The 19638-nt window shown below is 46.1% G+C and carries 26 protein-coding genes and 1 pseudogene; 2 read left to right on the forward strand and 25 right to left on the reverse strand.

The annotated features are described in order from the left end of the window. Positions 1–53: 53 nt before the first annotated feature. From LZ23_RS00175 to LZ23_RS00275, 21 genes and pseudogenes are all read right to left on the reverse strand, one after another. Entirely contained in the window at positions 54–320 is a 267-nt protein-coding gene (locus LZ23_RS00175; protein WP_157493052.1) for a hypothetical protein, read from the reverse strand. Positions 321–512: 192 nt separating this feature from the next. Continuing rightward, on the reverse strand, positions 513–692 hold the full coding sequence (locus LZ23_RS23820; RefSeq protein ID WP_157493053.1) for a type II toxin-antitoxin system RelE/ParE family toxin: 180 nt from the start codon (positions 690–692) through the stop codon (positions 513–515). Beyond that, complete coding sequence (locus LZ23_RS00180) at positions 664–903, reverse strand: addiction module protein (RefSeq protein WP_045210537.1); 240 nt, start codon at positions 901–903, stop codon at positions 664–666. Before LZ23_RS00180 ends, LZ23_RS23820 begins: the two co-directional genes overlap by 29 nt. 53 nt (positions 904–956) lie before the next feature. Then, positions 957–1148: pseudogene (locus LZ23_RS25440) on the reverse strand (type I restriction enzyme endonuclease domain-containing protein); the annotation flags it as partial. A 36-nt stretch (positions 1149–1184) separates the two neighbouring features. After that, positions 1185–1613: an HNH endonuclease gene (locus LZ23_RS23140; RefSeq protein WP_492207389.1), complete on the reverse strand. Its 429-nt coding sequence runs from the start codon at positions 1611–1613 to the stop codon at positions 1185–1187. A gap of 165 nt (positions 1614–1778) precedes the next feature. Next, positions 1779–2540, reverse strand: coding sequence for a DUF3800 domain-containing protein (locus tag LZ23_RS23145; protein ID WP_084590817.1), 762 nt, complete (start codon positions 2538–2540; stop codon positions 1779–1781). 236 nt (positions 2541–2776) lie between these two features. Then, a complete protein-coding gene (locus tag LZ23_RS00200; protein WP_052506983.1) occupies positions 2777–3082 on the reverse strand; it encodes a hypothetical protein in 306 nt (101 codons plus the stop codon). 261 nt (positions 3083–3343) lie between these two features. After that, on the reverse strand, positions 3344–3775 hold the full coding sequence (locus tag LZ23_RS23150; protein ID WP_084590838.1) for a type I restriction-modification system subunit M N-terminal domain-containing protein: 432 nt from the start codon (positions 3773–3775) through the stop codon (positions 3344–3346). Positions 3776–3828: 53 nt separating this feature from the next. Beyond that, complete coding sequence (locus LZ23_RS00210; RefSeq protein WP_045210777.1) at positions 3829–4413, reverse strand: hypothetical protein; 585 nt, start codon at positions 4411–4413, stop codon at positions 3829–3831. A gap of 29 nt (positions 4414–4442) precedes the next feature. After that, positions 4443–5648 (reverse strand): PDDEXK nuclease domain-containing protein, encoded by a 1206-nt coding sequence (locus LZ23_RS00215; RefSeq protein WP_198145858.1) that lies wholly within the window; start codon positions 5646–5648, stop codon positions 4443–4445. Positions 5649–5960: 312 nt separating this feature from the next. Next, positions 5961–6638, reverse strand: a complete 678-nt coding sequence (locus tag LZ23_RS00220; RefSeq protein ID WP_045210546.1) for a GIY-YIG nuclease family protein — start codon at positions 6636–6638, stop codon at positions 5961–5963. A 154-nt stretch (positions 6639–6792) separates the two neighbouring features. After that, positions 6793–7071, reverse strand: coding sequence for a hypothetical protein (locus LZ23_RS00225; protein WP_232300321.1), 279 nt, complete (start codon positions 7069–7071; stop codon positions 6793–6795). A 318-nt stretch (positions 7072–7389) separates the two neighbouring features. Continuing rightward, positions 7390–7671 (reverse strand): helix-turn-helix domain-containing protein, encoded by a 282-nt coding sequence (locus LZ23_RS00230; RefSeq protein WP_045210548.1) that lies wholly within the window; start codon positions 7669–7671, stop codon positions 7390–7392. Beyond that, entirely contained in the window at positions 7613–7978 is a 366-nt protein-coding gene (locus LZ23_RS00235; RefSeq protein ID WP_045210549.1) for a type II toxin-antitoxin system RelE/ParE family toxin, read from the reverse strand. The genes LZ23_RS00230 and LZ23_RS00235 overlap by 59 nt, the downstream gene beginning before the upstream one ends. Before the next feature lie 297 nt (positions 7979–8275). Beyond that, entirely contained in the window at positions 8276–8890 is a 615-nt protein-coding gene (locus tag LZ23_RS00245; protein ID WP_045210552.1) for a phosphotransferase-like protein, read from the reverse strand. Continuing rightward, positions 8887–9762, reverse strand: coding sequence for a proline iminopeptidase-family hydrolase (locus tag LZ23_RS00250; RefSeq protein WP_045210554.1), 876 nt, complete (start codon positions 9760–9762; stop codon positions 8887–8889). Before LZ23_RS00250 ends, LZ23_RS00245 begins: the two co-directional genes overlap by 4 nt. A gap of 468 nt (positions 9763–10230) precedes the next feature. Beyond that, positions 10231–10566: an addiction module antidote protein gene (locus tag LZ23_RS00255; protein ID WP_045210555.1), complete on the reverse strand. Its 336-nt coding sequence runs from the start codon at positions 10564–10566 to the stop codon at positions 10231–10233. 313 nt (positions 10567–10879) lie between these two features. Continuing rightward, positions 10880–11272: a type II toxin-antitoxin system VapC family toxin gene (locus tag LZ23_RS00260; RefSeq protein WP_045210780.1), complete on the reverse strand. Its 393-nt coding sequence runs from the start codon at positions 11270–11272 to the stop codon at positions 10880–10882. A 2-nt stretch (positions 11273–11274) separates the two neighbouring features. Beyond that, complete coding sequence (locus LZ23_RS00265) at positions 11275–11523, reverse strand: type II toxin-antitoxin system VapB family antitoxin (protein WP_045210557.1); 249 nt, start codon at positions 11521–11523, stop codon at positions 11275–11277. A 499-nt stretch (positions 11524–12022) separates the two neighbouring features. Beyond that, entirely contained in the window at positions 12023–12169 is a 147-nt protein-coding gene (locus LZ23_RS23155) for a CorA family divalent cation transporter (protein ID WP_084590819.1), read from the reverse strand. Positions 12170–12525: 356 nt separating this feature from the next. Then, a complete protein-coding gene (locus LZ23_RS00275) occupies positions 12526–12732 on the reverse strand; it encodes a hypothetical protein (RefSeq protein ID WP_045210560.1) in 207 nt (68 codons plus the stop codon). 652 nt (positions 12733–13384) lie between these two features. Between LZ23_RS00275 and LZ23_RS00280 the strand changes: the two genes are divergently transcribed. Both LZ23_RS00280 and LZ23_RS25445 read left to right on the forward strand, forming a co-directional pair. Then, positions 13385–14680 carry an OmpA family protein gene (locus tag LZ23_RS00280; protein ID WP_052506985.1) on the forward strand — a complete coding sequence of 432 codons (1296 nt, stop codon included), beginning with the start codon at positions 13385–13387 and terminating at the stop codon, positions 14678–14680. A 324-nt stretch (positions 14681–15004) separates the two neighbouring features. Beyond that, the gene (locus LZ23_RS25445; RefSeq protein ID WP_084590821.1) at positions 15005–15139 is read left to right on the forward strand and encodes a hypothetical protein; all 135 of its coding nucleotides are present in this window, start codon (positions 15005–15007) and stop codon (positions 15137–15139) included. An 806-nt stretch (positions 15140–15945) separates the two neighbouring features. Here LZ23_RS25445 and LZ23_RS00290 read toward each other — a convergent pair. From LZ23_RS00290 to LZ23_RS00300, 4 genes are all read right to left on the reverse strand, one after another. Further along, positions 15946–17136: an ATP-binding protein gene (locus LZ23_RS00290; RefSeq protein WP_045210563.1), complete on the reverse strand. Its 1191-nt coding sequence runs from the start codon at positions 17134–17136 to the stop codon at positions 15946–15948. A gap of 497 nt (positions 17137–17633) precedes the next feature. After that, positions 17634–18125, reverse strand: coding sequence for a serine hydrolase (locus LZ23_RS00295; RefSeq protein ID WP_045210565.1), 492 nt, complete (start codon positions 18123–18125; stop codon positions 17634–17636). A gap of 100 nt (positions 18126–18225) precedes the next feature. Then, complete coding sequence (locus tag LZ23_RS24460) at positions 18226–18366, reverse strand: hypothetical protein (protein WP_198145859.1); 141 nt, start codon at positions 18364–18366, stop codon at positions 18226–18228. Between the two features lie 7 nt (positions 18367–18373). Next, positions 18374–18994: a hypothetical protein gene (locus tag LZ23_RS00300; RefSeq protein WP_045210567.1), complete on the reverse strand. Its 621-nt coding sequence runs from the start codon at positions 18992–18994 to the stop codon at positions 18374–18376. Positions 18995–19638 lie beyond the last annotated feature (644 nt).

Raw genomic sequence — 19638 nt, forward strand, 5'->3', positions numbered from 1 at the left:
CTGAATAACGTACCATATTCGGACCGAAAGTCAAGTTTTAATGCCAATATGGGTCAAAGGAGTAAGATATTTTTGTCTTTCGCCCCCTCGAAGACTCGGTAGAGGCACAGAGCTTGGGAGAAGAGAGAAGTCATTTTTTCATTCCTGCGCGTTGCAGTAATGAAAAAGGTTCTACCGCCCCTGCTGGGGAGCTTGTTATTCATAACCACCGGCTCGGTGGATATGAATATTAAATTTTCTTCCTCCTGCCTTGCTCGGTGTCTCAAGGCCTGCTTCAGGCCGGGCGTGAGATATTCTTTTCTTAAAACGAAGCTCATCATTTCCTTATCTTGCCTGATCGCCGCTTTAACCTTTCATTCCTAACAGCTTGTTGAAAAAGTCCTTACCCAGCTATACTGTTAAAAAACCCTTTGATTATAATACCGTGGGTCTCTATGTTGATGTGCGATACAAGTGATCAATATATCACCTTTTTCAACAACATATAAAATCAAATATGGAAACTTTTTAATCTATGCCCTTCTGGTATTATCCCCCACCTTTCGCCAGATGTTTGGAAACATGGACAACAGATCTGCCGCTTTTAAAAATTCCTCATAAAACGCATCACCCAAACCTGGAATTTCTTCGTTATAATAATTGATGGCGTCATCAAGTTCTTTATCAGCCGGAGGCACGAGAATAATGTTCATTTTTTGATCTGGATTTGATTTCGTTGAGAGTGATGCCTTGAATTCTACCCTCTTTATAAGCCTGGTATCTTTTTTCAGACTCATTCACCCATTTTGCTTCCACATCGGCATCCGGTTTGTCCAGACTATCATAAATGAACTCGGCAATGCGTATCCTTTCCACTTCGTTCAAGGAAAGAATTTTTTCTTTTATTTCTTCTTGAGCAGACATAAATCCTCCATTGTGGAACTCACTTTTATTATCAAATTTTTAATACCCTGACTTTATGATGACAAGACAGACCTGTCCAAATCCTGCGTGGCCCTTTCCTGATATTTCTTAAAATTTTCAGCCTGTTCAAAGATTTCCTTGTACACCTCATCCCGGTCCACCAGGGGATAGCCGTGCTCGGCCAGGAGGATGATCAGGTCAGCCTTAAGTTCGGCCTTGATATCGTCGCGGCGGTCCCAGTCCGTGTATCTGGCCTTGTCGAAGGACGGGCTACAAAAACATCACTTCTTAATCTTATGAATCTTGTCATGACATACAGTACAAAGGGCTTGGAGATTTTCTTTTGTATTCTTACCACCCTTCCCATGATATTGAATGTGGTGCAATTCGAGGTGCCTTGGATCGGAGGGGTTCCATTCTTCATGTGACCAGCTGCACTCACTGCATTTGTATCCATCTCTCCGCAGCACTTCCCTGCGAATATTGTCTGGTATCTTCCTATCGTGTTCATAACCTTGACGGTCGGCTTCAAGCATGTAGGCACCTATTGCCAGGTCCGGGCGGCCTGTAGACTTGGTGACTATGGGCCACCCTAGTTCAGTCCTGAGCTCGCGGACCCGTCTTGCCCATTCCATTTTGTTTCCTGAAACATATCGTAATTCTTCGTTGGTGACCTGTTTGCCCACATTTTTCCGGAGATATTTGAGAATTTTGCTGCTTTATCAACAACCACCCAGCCGGACCTCTCAAGCATTGCATCAATGCTGTCCCGTGCTGTTTGTTCTGGAGTTTTGTTCATGTATGGGTTTGTTTGTTTCCTTATAGTTGAGAAAAATTTATTGTTACAGACTCTATCTTTGTATTATCCTGATGTATCAGCCTGGCTGGGATGTTTTTCTTGTCAGACAAGCAGGGCAGGTGCAGGCCTGGTTATAAGACTGCTTGTGAGCCAGTCCGTGAATGATTCCCTGATAGTTGTCAAAACGGCTTTCAATGCAATTAAAATAAGTCAAGTCTCCAGCATTGTATCTCCGAAATACCGAATAAGCTACATGATCAGCAAGCTGGATCAGCCGTGACGCTTTTGAATCCACAAAAAAAGGAACCTCTCTGATATTTCTCACCTCGCGCCACCTCGTACCCAGCTGTCTGAATTCCATTGATAGCTTTTGCAGGCTGCCCTCGTAAATACTTTTGTCAAAAACGATCAGCCCCTTATGAGAGACCTTGGTTTCGTGATAAATTCTGTTCAGGTATATATCAAACCTGCTGCAAAGATCTTCAAAGGCAATCTCCATGGGGTCAAGCTTTGGATAAGATTCTTTATGGATAGCGCAGGCGAAAGCAACAGTATCCGGGTTGGCTGATTTGAGGCAGTTCAGAGTACTCTTGATAATATCGACTCGCTGTTCTTTTTTTCTGAACTGGTTCCAGGGAGGGGTTCTACCGCTGAATATTTCTGAGGCGTGAAATTCTATCCGGCTTGGGTCGGCAGGATCAATTCGTGAGGCATGCTCATCCAGTTGTGAAGAAAGCCAGTTCATTGAACGTTCAGGAATGCATATGCCCCCAAGGACAAAATAATCTTCAGTAGGATTGGGGATTGATCCGGAATCATCTAAGTACAGAATATACATTGGTGCTCCCAAAATAAAAAACCCCAGGTTGCGATTAAACAACCTGGGGTATGGTAATCAAAGCCGGGTGGAGGTTATCTCCAGCGAACCACTGTATGCGGCTCTCCCGACCAGGTATTTGCTGGGTGAGATAAACTCAGCAAACCGCTGTATGCGGCTTTCCCAACTATAAATATGTGGTCTTTTTTCTTGAGAAGTCAAGTTGTTCGCGACAAAATATCTCAACTCGAATCTCTTCATTGCATCATAAGGTAATTATTGTCAAGTGTGAAAAAAGTCTGCCTGTGGACAGAAACAGCCTGCTGCTTAAGAGTACTCAGACGATGTCCTTCGGTGTCTTTTTTGGCTTCGATCACGCCCACGGGGTTACGATCCACAAACAAAACATAATCCACAGGCCCCACGTCAGTCTGATATTCCCGAACCGCAAGCCCCGGCCCAAGGCTCCAGTTGATGGCTGCTTTATCAACAACCACCCAGCCGGACCTCTCAAGCATTGCGTCAATGCTGTCCCGTGCTGTTTGTTCTGGAGTTTTGTTCATATTGAGGATTGTCGTGTCCGATTGATGTTGCTAATTGTCATCGATATACCTAAACCGGTTGGGATTTTGCTTAATCGCATGAACCACATTCCCTCGGAAATTGGGAAGGACTCCGTTTGCGACCAAGTCCCCCCATTGAGAGACTTCTTTCCATATAAATGTATTGTGATCTTCCATAATGTTATCCATTTGTGCTGGCTAATGTACCGTGGATCAGGAGCAAGACCGGTAACAAGCTTGATTGCCGACGGGATTGTCTACTCAGTAAGCGAAGTCACGGCATTTGGGGCATGGGGTCTGACCTGCGCAAGGTGTAAAATAATTATCCGGCAGCGCCCCTTTGAGGGATTTATTGTTCTTCTCCACGGAATGCAGGGCCGTGTCGATCTTGACCGCAATATCATCCTGTTTGGCCTGCTTTTGGATATAGGACCAGCGCGAGTTCTCCGGCAGGTAAAAGACATTCTTCATGGTGTAGAATTCCACCATGTTGACATAGGCCTCTTTCCCCTCCTGAATCAGTTCCTGCTTCCGTGCTTCAAATTTGTCACTGACGAACTTGAGAAAAATCAGGCTGAGCACTACATGCTTGTATTCCGAGGACTCCACCGTCCCCCGCAGCTTGTCCGCCGTCTCCCAAAGGGTCTGTTCAAAGCTCTTGGTTTTTTTGTTTATATTTGTTTTTTTTGGCATTTTTTGTTTAGGGTTGAGAGGTTGGAATAGTGAAAACGTCTTACAGCCTGATCTCATATCTCAAGAAATTCTGGGATACCATGTACCTTAACTGTTGAACGGCTTTTCATCAGTATCGGTTCTTCATCACTCCAGCGCGGAGCCAGCATCATTCCCTGGTCCGGGATATGGCAAAATGGTGGTGGCAGCTGGTCCAAGTGATTCATGATGGAAGCTTCGATTCGCTCAAGAAGCCGGGGATGGCTACCGACATCAGCTACAAAAATCCTAAACATGGCAAGCTGTTTCTTTACAGCTTGCTGGATTTCACTTTTTCTTTCTTCAAACTGGCTTCGGTGCGCTTTGGCGTAGCCCCAACCATGCCAGATCTCTTTGCGGACCCCGCGTTGAACTTCAAAAGGGTCTAACACATTGTATTCTCCATTCATATAGCTGCGGGTATGCTCTCTGAAACGGATAGGAACCGGGCGTCTCGTTATCCCAGCAGCATAAATCAAGTAACCATCCTGGTAGTCGAAAGCCTGGAGGTAAACTCCATTGATGTGTGGAATGCCCGGTAGCCCGTTTCCCTCTTCAAAACCCGGCCAGCTGAATGGCCCATCCCAAAATACTTCAAGATTACTGCTGTTTCTAGTCATCTCCACTTTTTTACGCTGAACGCTCAGCATCAGCGGTGCGGCTTTTTCAAATCCGCTGGAGCGCCTGGTTCGGCAATTTTTAGATCATTCTCATTTTCTGAAGACGCCCATCCGCTGACGTCCAAAGACAATTCCGCCTCAATCTCTTCCACTGTAGGCAGGCTGGATTTGAGATTTTCCGGCAGGGCGCGGGTCAGTTCATAGTCAGAAATGCCTATAGGTTTATGAATGTCGCGCAACGCGTATTCAGCCAGAATTCGATCCTTGGTCTGGCAAAGAATCAGGCCGATGGTGGACTGATCTTTGTCATTCCTGAGTTGGTCGTCCACCACCGAGCAATAGAAGTTCATCTTGCCGGCATACTCCGGTTTAAAGTCACCTTTCTTCAATTCAATGACTATAAAACAGCGTAATTTGAGGTGGTAGAATAGAAGATCAAGATAAAAATCCTTGTCACTCACCTCCAGATGATACTGACGTCCAACAAAGGCAAAACCAGACCCGAGTTCCAGTAGAAAATTTTCCAGATGCCGGATCAGCCCAGTCTCTAACTCCAGTTCATGAAAAGGTTCTTCAAGTGTCAGGAAGTCGAAAAGGTAGGGATCCTTGAGCATTTGGCTTGCCAGCTCCGACTGTGGCGCGGGAAGACGGGTTGAAAAATTGCTGACCGCCTGTCCTTGTCGCTCATATGCCTTTCTTCTGATCATCGCTGCCAACGTATCCCGGCCCCAGCCCTGTTCGATGGTCTGCCGTATGTACCACAGGCGGATGGGTAGGTCTTTGACCTTCTCCATCAGCAAGATATTGTGTCCCCAGGGAATTTTTGCAACGTATTGTTGCAGATTTAGATGATTACCCTTTGGCGCGATTTTTTCTCCGGCCTGAGATAATGATTCATCCTCTGTGAGTGATCCCGGCAATTTTGCAACGGCCTGTTGCGAAATTCGGAGCTCCCCGTACTCACGGAAAAATCGAACCATGTAGCCGATATTCCGTTCAGAAAACCCCTTTACCTCGGGAAGTTCATTGCGGATATCCCTGGCTAGTCCGGGAATAATTCCGGCACCCCAGCCTTCCATCTGTTGCCGTTGATGAATCATCTTTCCAATGTCCCAGTACATCAATATCATTTCCGCATTGGCGGAAACAGCCGCTCTTATCTGGGCCTGACGTATACGATCTTTGATCTCGTTCAGGAGACTGCTGTAAAAAACCAGATCAGAATTCATACCCATTCCTCTTCAAATTTCATATGGATTGGATCGTTCTCTAATAAGCCAAAGTCGCGGCAGGAATGCCGGTTACCCGGTACCCCCCACACAGATCGGTACGTGAGGAACTACCTCATACGGCTCCTTTCTTGAGCATCTGGCGTAAAATTATACCCATGGCCAAGAAGGTTGCAAAAGGATTTCCAGGGCATTTTCCCCCCTACTGAAGCATCCCCAAAAATTCTTTGACCATACTCCCTGAAAACTAGGCGAGCTCTTTACTGGTCGACTCTATCCTTATTGGTTATGTGTATTGTTATTATGCTACTCTTGAAACTATGCGTTATGGTTGAACTTCTCAATTCTCGCATTTAATAAGCCATTTGCATAAACACGCACAAGAAGTGCCTCAATGTTCTTTATCATATCAAGCTCTACTTCATATGCAGAAAAATATGTTGCCATATCTGACAGAAGAATATGTGTATTAACAATATCTCTGGGTGCTTCATATGCCGGTCTATAACCAGTACCTGTTGTAGGATGATGTACTATTTTTAGTCTTTGCGTTTTTCTATCTCTATTGAATGCGTTTTTCATCTCATTCCATAGACTTTGTTCTTTTGCTTTTCCGATATAAATTGCCGAACCTTTTGAGTCATAAAATACATAAATACCATAAGATTTTTGAAGAACCTCTTTCAGACCTTCTTGCCTTTTGTTTCCTGACTCCTCTGCATTGAATAATTCCCACTTGACTCCTTGTTGAGAAGCAGATGCATCTATAGGGTAGTATTCTGCAATAGGGCGAACACCTGCGAGATGCGCTTCACGTGCACCTCTATTTTTTGCTTTATCCACTATGGTAACTACTTGTTTAGGAGTGAGTTCTCTTGGCTCTGTATGCCACTTTTGAATTGTTGCATATGATACCCCGAGGTGTTCAGCCAGCAGTTTATTGTTCGGTTCTTGAAATTTTTTTCTAAGTTCGTCAACGAAAACATTGGAATTCATGCATTAACCTCCTTCTACGCACAACGCCAACATAACCGGAGAGACGAAAGAGCTTCCGGCACCGCAGGTGCGCAGTTGATGTTTTTGTTAAGTTTTGCAGCAGTCCGATCGGGGTCGGACCTAACCATCATACTTAAATATCAGGATAAATTTCTCAAATTAGCCTGTTTTCGGAGCTTAGAAGCCCCATTTTACCCTCAAAAACATCATTGTAAGCCGATACAGGTTCTTTCAGTGCGTACATCCCTGACTTTCCTATTTCAAGGACCCTGCGGCCACAAGCTTTTCCGCCAAGCATTTCCTTGACCTTTTCTACAAAATCCATGCAGCCCACAGCAACACTTTCAGTCCAGCAGGATTGCCTGGGAGTGCGCTCATTCACTGCTGCCTGAACCCATCCAGAGTAAACCTGCAAAAAATCTATGCCACACATGATCAGGCAGAAAATATCTGTTTGCTCTGGGCATGTTCTCTTACATCTATCATCTGGCTGTTTGGGGGTCGGACCGAGCTAATATATTGAATTTTCTAGCGATACCTTCCAAAACAGACCTTTATTCTGCCTTAGATCGCCTGTTTCGCCCTTAAAATGGGCATTGTAAGATTCTGGGTTGCCAATGGGAATGACCTCACCCTGTCCCCTGGGAATTACCAGAAAAGTCTATAAAAAAAACTTGTTGAATCAAATTCCGGCCAGGCAGGGTGGGAGGCCCTGCTTTTCGGTGATCAGCCCAGGCCGGGGAAACTGCTGTTATGCTCTGGGCAGCATCTCAATCTTGAGTTCATGCCCGGTGGCAGCGGCATATTTACGCAGGGTTTCCATACTTGGGTTGAATTTGCCGGACTCAATCCGAGCAACACTGGCCTGCTTCATGCCCATACGCCTGGCCAGATCATTCTGGCTGAGCCCAGCCCTTGACCTGGCCTCAATGAGCATGGACGCAAGTTTGAATTCAGGGCCAAGACGATCATATTCAGCCCTGACCTCTGGATTTTCCAGCAGCTTTTCTTTCAGTTCTTTTACAGGTTTCATCTTTAAGATACCTCAATCTTTCCATGGCGGTTTTGATTTCTTTTCTCGGGGTCTTCTGGGTCTTCTTGATGAAAAACCGCAGGATCACCACCCGTTTTCCTTCCACTGCCACATAAAGGCCGCGGCCAATCCGGTCTTTTCCTGCCAGCCTCATTTCCCAGATATCATCCTGGATATGACGCAGGTAAGGCATGCCTACATTGTGCAGCTCATGAGCAACAATCAATTCTTCGATCCGGAAGAAACGGGCCTGCATTTCAGGCGGCAGTTCAAGAAATTCCTGTTTAACAGCGTCATAGCTCAGCATGGGGTCTGACCCGCGTAAGGTGCATTTTTTGGTGGGGATTACAAGGGAAATTAAGGTGTTGAATCCTGGCCAGGGTCTCAGCCTCCGTCTGAAAAAAAAGCCAGAAATTCATGAATTCTCGGGCTGCTGATTGAAACCTGAAACTAAAAGTACAGATATTTTTCATTCCCGCATATCCAGCCAATATGAAGATAAACACAACCCCGTTCTCCAGCATAAACAACACGGTTTACGGCGACTTCGGCGCGTAGGAGCAAGGCACCCTGTTCCGGGTCCAGGGGAACCAAAAATAAACAATCAGCTGCGTTGCAGCCAGCTTTCAGCGGAAGTGTTGAAGCCAGCTGGTTCTTTGTTGACGTCCATATATTCCAGAATCCTGTCGGCGGTTTCCTCAGGACTCATTTTCCCTGTGTCCAAGAGCAAATCATAAGTGAAAAGAGGGTTGTACACCTCCAGGTACAGCCCGGCAGCCAGCCCGGGGAACCTGTCGCCGCGTTCCTGTTCGCGTCTGAGCACCACTTCCTTTTCGGGCTTGAGCCCTATGAAATATACCTTTTCCCTGGCCAGGATCTCAAAATAGGGTCTGATCCTGTTGGAGTCGAACAGCAGTTCATCCACGATAAGATTGTACCCCTGCTCAGAGAGCATTTTATAAAATTTTACAGCAGCAGTATACACCGGGTACATGTAAGACGAGACCATGAGTCTGACATGGGGATGGCCATCCACTTCATAGGATTCAAGCCTGATGGCCTTCTGATCAAAGGGCGGATAATCGCACTTGGCTGGAAAAGCGGTCTGGACCATGGAATCCACTCCGTACAAAAGAAGCACATCACTGTATTTTTCCTGCATAATCCTGGCAACAGTGGTTTTTCCGGCTGAAGAAGTGCCATTGAGCAGAATAATCATAATTTCTCCTCCAGAAAGTTCCGGACAATCATCAGGAACAGTTCGGACTTTTCAATATGGTGCAGGTGCGAGGCATCCGGGAGCACAGCCATGCCGGCATTGGGCATGGCCATCTGGCAGTGCCTGACCGTCCCGACCCCGGCTTCATCAAAATCTCCGCAGGTCAAAAGCACCGGGATCTCAATTTCATGCAGGCGTCCCATGAGATCATACTCCTTGAGTAACCCGGAAATGGTGAATTCGCTCTGTCCCCAGAGTCTGAAATAGATTTCCATGTTCAGCTTTTCCAAGGCATCGGCGACAAAATCCGGCCAGGGATCAAGCCGGCACAGATGACGGCGGTAGTAAGCCATCATGGCCTCCTGATAGTCAGATCCGAAATCATGGCTTTCCTCGCCCTTGAAGATGGCCTCCTGTACCTCTTGCGGCATTCGGCTGATATAGGCCCGCTGGTCACGTTCCCAGGCCGGAGATGATAGAAGCGGTCCGCAGAACAGGGCAGCCTTGACTCCTGTGGGCTTTTCATTGAGAAGATACAGGCCGGCCAGCATGGCTCCCCAGGAAAAGCCCATGAGGCAGACCTCATCCAGACCCAGAGCCTGGCGCACATCAGCAAGTTCCCGGACATATCCTTCAGGTGTATACAGGGAGGGGTCAGAAGCCTTATCGCTTTGTCCGCAGCCCAGTTGATCGTAGAAATGAACCGGCCGTTCATTTCCCAGCTCACAAACTGTTTCCGGCATGCTTAAAAAACCGGGACCTCCATGAAGCACCAGTAAGGGTATGCCTGGTTTATCCCCACCATAAACACAATGCCATAGACTGCCGGCTGAGGTCTGAATCCGGGTTTCGCGAGGATGATAGAAGGACATGTAATTACTCCATCTCATCGGGGTCGGACACAACCAATCCCCTGAATTTTAGAATGATACTTTCCAAAAACAGGCTGCTATTTTGTCTTAGAACGCCTGTTTCCCCCTCAAAATGGGCACTGTAAGAGTCTTCAGGTGGTCAGTGGAATTCTGACACACCCTGTTCCCTGGGTATTATTAAAAAAGCCTTGAAAGATGTGACTGCAAAAAGTCATTTTTGCAGTCACAGACGTCAGAGGTCAGTGGTCGGTAGTCCCCAGTTAAACCAGTCTGCGACGGATACCTGCGGTTTGTTAAACGGGGCAGGCAGTAAAAACAAAGATTTACGAAGATTATTTATTTCTGAATTATTCATTTCCCGGATTTTTGCGGGTGCATCATAAAAGAGCCTGTTTTTAATCAAATTCCGGTCAAGTAATCATTTTTTTGTGGGGATTACAAGGTAAAAAGGCAGACCCATATTCACGTTCATGAAGAGCTGATCGTCTGAGCTTGATGTTTAAAAGGTTCTTTATGTGAGGTTTGCACCGTAATCTGCAATCCCAGTGCTTTGGCCACCTTTGCCACAGTAGCAAATGTGGGATTTCCCTCAGGAGACAGTGCTTTGTACAAACCTTCGCGGGTCAGTCCGGTGTCCCTTGCAAGCTTACTCATATTTCTGGCGCGCGCAATGACACCCAGCGCGTGAACGATGAATGCGGGATCGTCACCTGCATCCTCGATACATGCCTCAAGATACAGTTCAATATCTTTGTCTGTTTTAAGATACTCTGCTGAATCCCAGCGAGTAGTTTTAATGGCCATAACCTAAACCTCCAGTTGCCTGGCAATTTCTTTGGCTTTGGCGATATCAACCTGCTGAGAGCTTATTTCGCCACCCGATAAAAGTATCACCACAACAGCACTTTTTTGGCCCAAGGGGTCTGACCCCGACTCGTTTTCTCCACCCAGAAGGACTTTCTTGCCAGATGAAAACTACTCAGCAACTTCATTTAAATTCTCTAACGGCACCCATCCTGATTCTGATCTGACAATATTTGAAACTATTTTGTTTGAAAAAATTCGCATCTGCGTATATTCAGGTTTTTCAAAGCACCATAGAGTCCTGAACAAGTGATCAATATATGAATGTCGGAATATCTGTCTTGTCAAAATCATTACCTTTAAAAAGCAGGGGCAAGGCCATACATTTCGCCAGGGCATAGGCACAACAGTCTCCTATGTTCAGACCGGCTGGATGACGTCCCTTGCCGTAATTGTCCCATGCAGACCTGGCAAGGTTCGCCTGTTCCAGGTCTAAAGGAACAATTTTGATTCCCGCCTTCTGGATGAAAAGATCAAGTTCTCTGCTTCCAGCTTCACCTTTCCTGGCCTGCATGACAATCCCGGCTTCCAAAACGGAAAATGAACTCATCCTGGGTTCCTGAGACTGAGCAATCACCTGGATCAGGTCGTCAGCTTCCGGCTCTCCAAAAAGAATGGCAATTATGGCTGAAGTATCTATAACCATAATCATATGCCACGTTCGTCATAACCCAGAATTTCGTCTGCTGACCGTAAGTCTATGTCAGGCAGGGTTTGACAACGCTCGGCGATGATCCGCATATCTTTTTCCCTGTCCGGGCCTTTTTGTGCATGAGCAATCCTTTGCAGACGTTCTTCCAAGGAACTGATGATTGCTTGAGTGATGTTTTCTCCGCAACGTGCAGCAACTTCCCGGGCCAGACTTTCAGCTCGGGGATTTCGAATGCTTAAAGGCATAGCTTTACCTCCCACCTTGTATTGAAAATACGTACATGTATATGCACAATATAATTCAGGGTCAATGGATATCTATTGCTTAACAGAACTGTTCCTCAATATCGTGCCCACAGGCTCGCCCATTAACCAGCCCTGACCGACATTTTAGCCACCCTTTGGGCTCAAAGCAAGGCAGGAGTAATTCCGTCAAGGGACAGCCAGTATCTCGCCGTTTGTGTGTTGTTGGGGTCGGACCTAACCATCATACTAAAATATTAGGATAAACCCAGTGAAACCGAGCAAACCCGGAACGCAAGGAGTAATTTCACCGGGTGAATGTCCCAAATTAGCCTGTTTTCAGAGCTTAGAAGCCTCATTTTATTTATTGATATCCCTGGTTTCCACAACCTGGCCATAAGTAAAAGCAAATCTGTGCATGGAGACAAATGCTCGCAATATGGCAACCGTTACCTGAGAGGCAATAGGACTTTTCAATATGGACGCCAACATGGGGTCTGTTTCATATCCACTTCTTAATTTTAAAATAACCGAGCAAGCCGATGGCAGCAGAGAGCATGACGGCCAAGACCAGGAAATATCCATAATGCCACTTTAGTTCCGGCATATGTTCGAAATTCATCCCGTAAACGCCTGCAATAAATGACATTGATCCAGGTTACTCCGGAGGCCTCGATCAAGTCGCAGCATTGATCATGGGGAACATCATGTAGTTCGTTCAGGCTGTTACCTTTGTAATTAATGACATTAATGCGCGCAGACTCGATCTTTTGTTCGCCGATAAATACCATGGTTCCTGGGGCAAGGCCTACCTTGGAGCAACGACTTTGAAGCTTTTTCCCTCTCTCGCTTGAAAAAACTGCCATTTTCTCTCCTTTATGCTTATTGTTGAATCCTGTGCTGTTTGAGGTCGAACCCAACAAATCCTGGTTGTCCATCAGACAAGCTTCACTTTAACATTGACTGGAGCAGAGATAAGGAACTTCCGCTTGCGGAGCTCTTCCTTCAGGCTTTCTGGGAAAAGCTATTGGGAACCAGCTTTCCTCTGACTCTTTCACTCTCCATGCATTGATATGACTGCACGCCCTCGACTAGAGAACAAGCTCTTTCCTGGTAGGCCTTGTGTTTATCCTCTTGGATCAGCCTGTCCAGAAAGTCCAGACTCTTGCCCTTTGATCTGGCTATGATGGCAAATGCTTTTGTTGAAAACAAATGATACTTTCCAGAACAGATCGGTATTTTTTCTAAGAATTCCCGTTCCGGCCTCAAAATGGGCGTTGCAAGAGCAGGTAGCCAGAGTAAAAAAACCTGTTTTATCAAATTTCGGTTAAGCAACCATTTATTTAAACGGGTTACATCTGAGCATTCAGTGGGTTTTTCATGAGTCAGGTTAAATCCCTTTAGCAGAAATAAATGAGCTTGAAATTTTGACCAAACTGTTAGAAAGAAAGTTGTTCATAGATGGTTCTCCCTGTTCATATATCAGTGTTTGATTTTCAATCCTTATTCCATAAGGGATTTTACTGCAAAAACACCTGTTTGCAGTCGCAGAAGTCAGTTAAACAAAGAGTAATGGAGATGTTTTTTGCAGAATAAGTTTCTGTCCGACTTTTTGCAGGAAAATCATAAAGGACCATCAGAGTAAAATCAACTTTGGGACAATAGGCTTCAGGCCAGGGGCTAAGGAGCCAAATGATGGTCTATTGTGCCAAAAGTTTGTAACTTGCTCCTGGAGGTTCTTCCAACTTATTACCTCCATCATCCTCTAGTCCCTGGCCTGTGGCCATTTTCGGATCTTTAGTTAGTTAACTTTAACGGTGTTGTGAAGATGTTGTCACATACTATTTACCACTAGGGGTTGATCATGCAGAAAGGAAAGATGACTTTTTGGCTGCTGGCGGCAGCGTTTGTAGCTGCACTGCTGTTGCCTGAGCAGGTGGAGGCTCTGGATCCGGGCAGGTTTTTGCAACGAGCTCAAGACCGGGCCGAGCGGAATGTTGAACGGCGGTTGGATCAAATAATTGATCGGAAGGTCAACGAAGTTTTGGATTCAGCTGAAGAAGGACCTGGCAGTAGAAGTGGTAATGACCGTCTTGATCCGGCTGCCTCTGAAGGTGTGCGGGATCAGGTCGTTGCAGCGCCTGTGGCGGAACTGAGCTGGTCGCGATTCGATTTTGTTCCCGGCGACATCATTATTTTTGAAGACAATCAGGAAGGTGAACGCAATGGAGAGTTCCCCAGAAAGTGGGATCTGGCCAATGGATCGGTTGAAAACGCAGTTTTGAATGGCGAAAACGTTATCATGTTTTTAAATACCAACACCAACAGCGATGGGGGTATTGTCCCAATGCTGGCCAATAGTGATGGAGATTACCTGCCCGATGAGTTCACCATTGAGTTTGATGCCTATTTTGACAGCCCCAGAAGAACCTACAGAGTGTTGTTCTATGATGGTAAAAACCAGAGGCGTTTAAATAATAATGTCAACCGTGGCAGTAATGCCCAAACTGATCGGGTAAGGGTAAGCCAGAATTCTGCAGTATTCGGTTCAACTTATGGCTATTACCCAGGATTTAATTCAAACACCAGCCAAAATGAAACCATGTCGCTGGCGGGCTGGAGACGCGTTTCCATCTCATTCAACCAAAGGGCACTTAAAGTTTATCTGGATGACGCAAGGGTGCTCAATATTCCAAATATGAACTACAACCCGCTTGGTATTACAATGGCGTATCATAATCCCAACGGAGGGCATCAGGGCTACATCAAAAACATCCGCATTGCCAAAGGAGCAGTGCCGCTTTACGACAAGTTCCTTACCGACGGCAAAATCGTTACCAGCGGTATTCGCTTTGATGTGAACAAAGCCACTATCAGGCCAGAGAGCATGGGCGTTATCAACGAAATCGTCCAGTTGATGCAGCAGCATCCAGAGCTTAGTTTCAGCGTGGAAGGCCATACTGACAGTGATGGCTCAACCGACCTCAACCAGCGCCTTTCTGAAGAACGTGCTCGGGCGGTCACGGAGAAAATGATTGAAATGGGCATCGCCAAAGAGCGGTTACGTTCTACCGGCTATGGTCAAAGCAGGCCCATTGCCCCTAACAACACCCCTGAAGGGAAAGCCCAAAACCGCAGGGTTGAGTTCATAAAAATCTAAAGCATTACGCGACCTGCAGACTCTTTAAGCACCTATTTTATGGAAAATTATCCACACGGGCCGGTTAAATTCCAATAACCCTGGAATCAAAAAATCCAGACTATAACCCTCATGTTGAGAGTGGGGTTGTGTTGCCAATGTGGTCTGGAAATATCAAAGTTCACAGACCGCATCGGCAACGTTATACCTGAGTTTTTGAAAGATGTTTACAGGCTATATACAATGCTGCAAGGGTTCTTTCACGGATAAACATCAATACTTCAGACAGACAATGCTGAGAAGGACAGGCTCTTTTCCATTATTGCCCATGACCTTAGGTCTCCCATGTCTGGAATTGTAGGTTCAACAGAATTGCTGGCCAGTGAAGCAGATTCTTTTTCCAGGGAAGGTATTGAGGCAATTTCCAGAAGTTTGCATTCAACCTCAAACAAGATTTCCCTGCAAAAAGTCAGGAAATGAGGCGACTCGGCAAAAAGTATCTTCATAAATCTTTGTTTTTACTGACTCCTGACCCCTGTCTCCTGACTCCTGCGACTGCAAAAAAGGGTTTTTGCAGTCGAATCAAAAAATTGGTAGCTATACTCTTTTCTATTCTGTGATCCTCCTGTGTGTCATGAGACAAAAAAAAAGCCCATCACCTGCCTATAGGCGGGAGATGGGCATGAATATAATCAATCTTGGGCGGTCTGTATGCTATGCCTGCACAGGGCTTAAAAGACCAAGTGTCCAATTGAAATATTTGTGGAGGACAGTTTTCTTTCATCCGCAGCTCAACTGTTTGTTAAAGGGAGGTATTTTTTAGCGTGAATGCTGGTTACCCGGCACCCCCAGCACCCTTCGACAAGCTCAGGGCCAACGGAAATTGCAAAACTCAGTTTATTCGTTATCTGTCGGTGTTCGGGGTCGGACCTAACCATCATACTCAAATATCAGGATAAACCCAGTTAAATCCTGTCAGGGCAGGCTCGTTTTACGACATTTCACCGGGTGAATATCCCAAATCAGCCTGTTTTCAGAGCTTAGAAGCCCCCCTGATGAAACCTTGCCCCACATAAACACCCATAGGGTACCCTGTTTAAGGGGGGAAACTTTGCAGGAACTCTTTGCGTTGTTACACCAAGTTAAGCAAAAGAAGCCCATTTAAGAAGAATGTTAAACGGGCTAGGGGTTTAACCCGGCGAGTGGGGTAAACATTTTACCCTCAAAAACATCATTATAAACCGATACAGGTTCTTTTAGAGTACATGACCCAGTTTCGTTTCTTATCAGAAGATTTCTCCTTTATGCAGGGCGGTGATAAATTTTTCAACGGGCAGGACATCCAGCCCGTCAAACCTGTAAACTCTCTGGCCTGTATACACGGCAATCATTTTTTCCACCTTAATCTTATTCTGAGCTGCCAGGGAGCGCATAGGAGATTCCCATTCCCTGCGCCACGAGTCAGAGCGTTTAACCTCCAGGGCCACAACTCGGCCTGAAGAGTGTGAGCTGTGTATTGCTGTCTCGATAATGAAGTCCACTTCAACTCCGGCCGGAGTCCTGTAGAAATAAATGGGGCGGTGTTTACGGCTGACCTGGTTAAAAACTCTGAGTTCATGAAACACGAGTGTTTCAAGGGCCGCGCCCTGCCAGGTCCTGTCAATCGGGTCACGCAGCCAGCCGGCTGCTGCCCGGGCCACACCTGGATCAAACCAGAAAAATTTAGGCCTTGCGGTTTCCCTGACTTTGAAGCCTGGACGCCAGGCCGGAAGGAAGTGTCCTAGCAGGGTATCCACAAGAATCGAGAAGTATCCATCAATAGTGCTGCGGGCTACTCCCGCATCTCTTGCCAGTCCCTGGGAGTTGACCATCTGGGCGTTCATCTGCCCGGCGATACTCATAAAACGCAGAAACGGCGGTTCATGACGGATCAGTCCCTCGGCCCTTATTTCCTCCTTAAGGTAAGTATCTACATACGCGGAAAGTATATCCGGGGCCAGATCCGGGTTTCTGTACACTATGGGCAGAAGTCCCCAGTTCAGGGCCTGGCTAAGGTCAAACCTGTCACGCAGTTCATGGGCTGTAAAACCTTCCATTGTAAGGGTCAATGCCCTTCCAGCCAGAAGATTGGCCCCGCCCCTTCGAAGTTTGCGGGCCGAAGACCCGCACAGCGCGAACCTGAGGCCCCTGGATTCCAGGATTCTGTGCACTTCGTCCAACAACGCCGGGTTTTTCTGGATTTCGTCCAGCACAACCCATTGTCCTGTTTTCAGATGACCGGTTAAAGCCTCAAGACGATGAGGATCCTTCATAAGTTCCAGATGAAGCGATGAATCGAGCAGGTCAAGGCGCAGGGAATCACCAAGAACCTGATTGAGCCAGGTTGTCTTTCCCGTGCCTCTTGGTCCGAAGAGAAAAAAGGAATGGTCAGGGCAAGCCAGAAGCCTTGGTATGAACTTGTTACCATTAAATTTCATGCGTTTCGCCTTTTGTAAAGTAATAATGCAATGCATTCTTACATTTCAAACAGAAATTTGCAAGCGATAAACAAAATTCGTGTTTGGGATCATGCCGAGATAATCTACTGAATTTTTAGATAATACGCTCCAAAACAGGCTGCTATTCTGCCTTAAAACGTCTGTTCCGCCCTCAATATGGGCGCTGTAAAATCTTTCAGATATACCCAATGGAATCTTATCCACCCTGTTGCCTGGGTATTATCAGAAAAGCCTTTAAAAAAGCCCTTTTGAATCAAATTCCGGTCAGGTAACCAATGTTTTAAGTTGATTACAAGGGAATTCTGAAAAGGGTATGACTTTCAAGGGCACTTCCAGCTAAAATCTTCATTAGCCTTGTGCTATTTGGCAAAAAATGTTGACAACACCTTATACAAGATATAAATTATTATGTATCAAGTGGACTGGGAATGCCCGGTCGGCGTCAGGCTTCGGTGAATACCGGGGCCTTTCGCTTTTTATGGGAACACTTTTAGTCCCCAGCCTTTTACATTGCCCTTAGGATCTCGCCTGAATTTTGTTTCTATGATATCATACGCCCTGTTCGGTTGATCAGGTTTCAGAATTTTCCTTCCTATTGGCCTGGCAATCAAATCAACAACCAGACCCTGGTCAGCCAGTTTCACTATGGCTGCCGCGGTAAAAACCTTGCTCACAGAACCTATGCCGAATCTGGTTTCTCTGGTTACCGGAATCTGGGCAGCCTGGTCAGCGTAACCGAATTCTTGGGACCATAGCATATCTCCATCAGACATCAGTGCAATGGAAATTGCTGCTTGCTGGTCTGCTTCCAGAGCTTCCTGACCCATGTCCAGAATCAAAGAATATGACAGATATGATTCATCGCTTTTCCCTGATGAACCACCCCCGCATGAGAAAAGTACCAGTAAAAAAGAAAAGCACACAAGACAGATGATCACCAGCCGCAAATAGAAAAACCTTGTAAACATGAGATGTACCTCCTGTTGGAAAGATATTAACGTCAGAGAGCTGCGCTCTGAGGATTCAGAATTGGACTTAAAAGCGTAATCCTGACATAAAAGCAAAGAGCTAAGAATCAAAATTCTCCCGTTTTTTCCATTCAGAGCGGATGAAGCTGTGCAGCAGTTCGGCGGTTTCACCTTCCGTGGAAAGGTGCTCAAGTGGGTTGGCGGCGAGGTTGAGATATTGCATGACAAGGGCATCAGCCATGGGGAAGTTATCGGGTGAGATGCCTGCAAAGACATAGCCCGATTGGACGCATTCGTCGGCTATGCAAGGTGTGTCCGGATGTTCCAGGTTCAGGAAAAGATAGATGGTGTCCAGTTTTTCGCGGCAAAGACGTCTGGTATTTAGCTTGACCCAGTTGGAGGCTTTGTCTGCATTGGGGCCCCACGTCTTCGATTTCGAGAATGCCTACGTTTAGTTCAGGGATACGGCTGGTGTGCAGTTTAGGATCTTTTTCGCTGTTCGTTTTAGTGTTCCGGTCTGCAATATAAAAAGGTATTTCCACGCAATTATAAAGTGTTGAGACGATTTCCCCGTAACACTGAGGAGGAAAAATGGTTCGCATCCGCTGCTGTCCCAGGGGGAGCCATTGCAGCATCAGGCTCATCTTGCCCTGCTGAATGCCGCCAATATCCCGCTGAATAAGTATTCTGATATCTTTTATGCCGAATCTGGCCAGGGTGAGTGCTTCCACGCAGCACAGGGATCTGGGGCCAGCCACGGTAATGGTAGCTGTTTGCAGACAGCCTTGCTGCTCCTGGGAGAACAAGCCGATATTGCGCTGGAATATTTCTGAATACTTCACCTGAAAACCTCTAAGTAGTCCGGGCATTTTTTGTTTTCCTGAGCTCAGGCATTGCGAAGCTCCTGTAAGAGGCAAGAAAGCCTGGAAAATCAGATTGGAAGTTAGTAACTTGAGAGTTAAAAGTTATCAGTTGAAGAAAAAAACATTATGATTTCAAATGGTTAGGCTTTAAAAACGTCTGGATATCTAAAGCTTGTAAAATGGTCATTAATCCAAGGGGTTGCACAAGAACTTTTGACTGTCCAGTTAGTAACTTACCGTTTCAATCCTGTAGAAAAAAACAAGAAAGTTTTTTAACCTTGAAAGAGCAATAATGGCCAGGAACCTTATTCTTCAGCCTTCAGCCTTCAGCCTTCAGCCTGAAAAGTACGGTTATCGCCCCAACTTAACGATCCTTGTTTAAATTGGGTTGTGGGCACAGCCCACATTATTCAATGGTGCAAGGCAAAGATGCATTTTCTATCTCCAGTACATCAATCCTGCCGCACCTGTAAAGCCTCAGGCTGGTGAAAGGGGCGAATGTTTTTGGCTCTTCCGGTTCAAGCGTACGCTTCAGCCGGATGAAAAATCAGGCGGGGTAAAGCTGCCTATAGGGAACTGACAACATAACTAAAATGGCAATATACTGTCCCCTGTGTTGCGAGTTTTTAATCTTTGCAATCAGTAAATCC

The sequence above is a fragment of the Desulfonatronovibrio magnus genome, assembly GCF_000934755.1.
Classification (GTDB): domain Bacteria; phylum Desulfobacterota; class Desulfovibrionia; order Desulfovibrionales; family Desulfonatronovibrionaceae; genus Desulfonatronovibrio; species Desulfonatronovibrio magnus.